This window comes from Streptomyces niphimycinicus (assembly GCF_018883605.1).
In the GTDB taxonomy this organism is placed as follows: domain Bacteria; phylum Actinomycetota; class Actinomycetes; order Streptomycetales; family Streptomycetaceae; genus Streptomyces; species Streptomyces niphimycinicus.
In genome coordinates this window covers 1-3,831 of the sequence record NZ_JAHLEM010000678.1, presented here as the reverse complement: position 1 = coordinate 3,831, position 3,831 = coordinate 1, and the positions used below count along the sequence as shown (strand labels likewise).

The window sequence follows — 3,831 nt, the reverse complement described above, 5'->3', positions numbered from 1 at the left end:
GCCCGTGCGTGGGAGTTGCGGCGACGCGGGGCCCCGTCAACGGCCCCCGCCCCACCACCGCGCCAGCGGGACGGGGCTGGACGCGAACGCAGCACCATCGCCAGTGGTGCCCGTTGCGCAAGCCCGACGCTTTAGCGCCGGGTAGTTTGACCAGAGCAAGCCGCGGATCGACGCGAGGGATGGCCAGTGCGCCGTCCGTCCACCTTCCTCGCTGGCAACTCCCGTACCGTATTCGGAAGTTGACAGGCGCTGGCAGGGCGACTCCACCGGTTGGCGAGATCGACGTGCCGGACATACCCCGTACCCCGGAACGGCTACATGCTCACGCGAGCGGTGAGGAGCACGCCATGGCGAGGACAGCGACCGTGGACTTCTGGTTCGACCCCGCCTGCCCCTACACCTGGCTGACCTCGCGGTGGGTGGTGGAGGCGGCCACGGTCCGGCCCTTGGACGTGCGCTGGCGCGTCATGAGCCTGGCGGTGCTCAACGAGGGTCGTGACGATGATCCCGAAGGGGACCCCGAGGGCTATCTGTGGGTGCCCGTACGCATCTGCGCCGCCGTCCTGCGGCAGTACGGTCAGGAAGGGCTGGGTGCGTTCTACACAGCCCTCTGGACCGATCGCGGTGACGGTGGCGCCAAGCAGTGGATGAACGACCCCGGGGTGGCGCTGGCCGACGCCGGGCTGCCTCCGGAGCTTGCCGAGGCCGGGTCCTGCGGCGACTACGACGGCGCGGTGCGCGCTTCCCACGCCGAGGCCATCGCTCTCCTCGGCCCTCATGTCGGCACACCGATCGTCGCCGCTCCGGACCCGGGTGGTGACGCCGATGCGCGGATCGCCTTCTTCGGGCCAGTGCTGTCCCGGGTCCCCCGGGGCGAGGAGGCCGGCCGGCTCTGGGACGCCACCTTGCTGGTCGCGGGCGCCCCCGGCTTCCATGAACTCAAGGGCGCACCGGCAGATCCGTCCCCCGACGTGAGCGGCTGGGCCGGTCGGCCGTGAGCCGGCGGGGCGCAATCCTCAGCCTCTCCCCATCGCACCCACAAGGCGATCGGCACCACGATTGCGGGCGGCGTCGCCGAACCGATGAGTTCTGTCGCTCCGGCCGGTCTGCACTCTCGACACGTTGACCACGCGACATCGACCGGCAAGGAGCAGTAACCGTGCGGAAGATCATCGAGCAGGCGGTAATCACCCTGGACGGCCAGATCAGCACGCCCCAGAACTGGCTCGCCACGCGGTGGGCCGGCGAGTTCGGGCAACTGTCCAAAGACCTGCTCTTCTCCGTCGACGCGCTGCTCTACGGGCGGGTCAGTTACGAGAACCACGCCGAGGTGTGGCCGACCTTGGAGGAGGCGTTCGGCGACTACGCGGTCCGGATGAACACCATCCCCAAGCATGTGGCGTCGCGCACCCTCACCGAGATGAAGTGGAACGCCACCCTGCTCGGGGACGACGTCGTCGACGCCGTACGCAAGCTGAAGGAACAGCCGGGCGGCGACATCCTCAAGGTCGGCACCGGCGGCTCGTTCAGCCGGACACTGCTCGAGCACGGGCTGGTCGACGAGTATCTGTTCTGGCTGTTCCCCGTCATCGCCGGCAGCGGCGAACGGCTCTACGACGGGATCGACACCACGGACTTCGACCTGATCGACGTCAAGCGGCTCACCAACGGCGTCGTCGGCCTCACCTACGTTCCGACCGCCCGCTGACACCACCGCGCCCCGCCGCGCGACGGCACCAGTGTCCTGTGGACGGTAGCGAGGCCACGACCACGGCGGCGATCGCCAAAGCGGCCGTCAAGCCGTCCGATCGGGGCGGTTGTGCGGCTGCTGGGCGCCGCCATCGAGGAGGGCCGGGGCCCGTCCTCGATGGCGGCATGCCGGCCGGCAGCGGCTACCGTCCGCTGCCGGTCCGACGGCCCGGTCTCACTTCAGATGTCGGGTGAAGAACTGGGCCGCGGCCTCTGCCGCGAATTGCGGGACGCCGGTGTGTCCGCCCATGTTGGCGTGCAGGGACTTCTCCTTGGAGCCGAAGGCGTCGAACAGGTCCAGGGCCGCCTGCCGGTCGTTGCCTTCGTCGTCCCATTGCAGCAGGACGTGCAGTGGAATGGTGATCTGCTGGGCCTCCTCGAATATGGCGCGTGGCACGAGACTCCCGGCGAAGAGACCGGCGGCCACGATGCGCGGTTCGACTACCGCCAGCCGGATGCCGATGGAGATCACTCCCCCCGAGTACCCGACCGGGCCGCCGATCTCGGGCAGCGAAAGGAGGGCGTCCAGGGTGGCCTGCCATTCCGGGACTGCCTTTTCGACCAGCGGGAGGGCGAGGGCGTCGACGATCTCGTCGCTGACCGGCCCGCCGGCGTCCATCGCCCGGCGCAGGTCGGCGCGGGCCTGCTCGGCGGCGGGCCAACGGGGCCGGTCGCCGCTTCCGGGGAGCTCGATGGTGGCCGTGGCGAAGCCCTCCGCCGCGGAGCGCCGGGCCCGGGCCACCAGTCGGGGGTACATCTTGCGCAGCCCGAGGGGAGGGTGGCCGAGCAGGATCAGCGGCACCGGTGCGGATGCGGACGCGGGTGCGGACGCGGATGTGGGAGTCCACAGGATTCCGGGGATCTCGCCGAGGGTGAATTCGCGCTCGAGGACGCCGTCGTCGAGGCGCTGTTCGGAAGTGAATAGCATGGTCGTGCCTTTCGGGAGGGCTCTGAAACGGCGCTCCCGGACGACCTATCGCCCGACCGTGACCCCGGAGGGGAGCACCCATGTCGATACTGCGTTCACGGGTACCACCTCCTCGTTCTCTCGCACGGCCTCCGGAAAGGTAGCAGTACTCGCCGTGGTCCGCCAACGGGTTTTTGCCGGGCCCGCCCGGCCCGGCCGCTCTCGGGGTGCGGCGGGCCGGTGCGGGTGCCCCCGGCGTCGAGGGGTTGGGGGCTGCTGTCGGTTGACAGCGCTTGAGGGCATTTTGGTGTGCGTGAGTGAGTATCGGGGACCGCATACCGAGCCTTGCGGGGAACGGAAGTTCTTGTGTCGTACGCGTGACCCTTTGTGGGTGATGCTCGTTGGTTGCGGTGACGGGAAGTTTTCGAGTGGCGTGAGGGGTGGGGCATGGGTGGTTTGCGCGAGGTGGCTGCCCCGTTCGTGGTGCCCGGCCCGACTGGTGTGGCCGTCCGCACCAGCCTCAAGGGCTTGAGCGGGCAGGACGCGATGGTCCTGCGTCTGGTCGGTGGCCGGCTGGGCTCCCTGGCCTGCCGGGATCTGAAGGCCCGCTGCGCGGCCGGGCTGGATCACAACAGTGACCAGTGGGCGCGGCGCAAGCGGGTGTTGACCGGGGACTCCTCCTCACGCTGGGCGGGCAGTATCACCAAGGCCACGCATGACCAGTGGGCGCTGGCCCGGCGCGGTCAGCTCGCCCATATCCAGCACCTTCAGGCGGGCATCGACATGATCGCGTCCCGGTTGTCGCTGCCGGTCGGCGCGAAGGGTTCGAAGGGTTCGCCGGGTGGTTACCGCTCCCGGCAGGAGTGGTTCGCCAAGTCCCGGCGCCTGCGGCTTCTGAAGGACCGCCTGAAGCGGGAGCAGAACGACCGGGATGCCGGACGCGTGCGTGTGGTGCGCGGTGGAAGGAAGCTGCCGCGCCATCGGCACCACCTCCAAGCCGCCCAGCCGGCCGAGGCACAGTGGCGTGTACGCTGCGAGGCCGAGCGCTGGTTCCTCCAGGCCGACGGCGAGTCGGGGAAGCCGTACGGGAATGAAACGATCCGTGTCAGCCCGGACGGTGAGGTGAGCATCAAGCTTCCGGCACCGCTGGCCGGGCTGGCCAACAGACCCCACGG

General features: G+C 69.7%; 3 protein-coding genes and 1 pseudogene. 3 read left to right on the top strand and 1 reads right to left on the bottom strand.

The window, feature by feature from the left end; all coding sequences use genetic code 11:
- Nucleotides 1–347: 347 nt before the first annotated feature.
- Both KN815_RS39905 and KN815_RS39900 read left to right on the top strand, forming a co-directional pair.
- Nucleotides 348–998: a mycothiol-dependent nitroreductase Rv2466c family protein gene (locus tag KN815_RS39905; RefSeq protein ID WP_216346693.1), complete on the top strand. Its 651-nt coding sequence runs from the start codon at nt 348–350 to the stop codon at nt 996–998.
- 161 nt (nt 999–1,159) lie between these two features.
- A complete protein-coding gene (locus KN815_RS39900) occupies nt 1,160–1,708 on the top strand; it encodes a dihydrofolate reductase family protein (RefSeq protein ID WP_216346692.1) in 549 nt (182 codons plus the stop codon).
- Between the two features lie 216 nt (nt 1,709–1,924).
- Here KN815_RS39900 and KN815_RS39895 read toward each other — a convergent pair whose 3' ends face one another.
- Nucleotides 1,925–2,677: a dienelactone hydrolase family protein gene (locus KN815_RS39895; RefSeq protein WP_216346691.1), complete on the bottom strand. Its 753-nt coding sequence runs from the start codon at nt 2,675–2,677 to the stop codon at nt 1,925–1,927.
- Between the two features lie 426 nt (nt 2,678–3,103).
- Between KN815_RS39895 and KN815_RS39890 the strand changes: the two are divergent.
- Nucleotides 3,104–3,831: pseudogene (locus KN815_RS39890) on the top strand (IS200/IS605 family accessory protein TnpB-related protein); the annotation flags it as partial.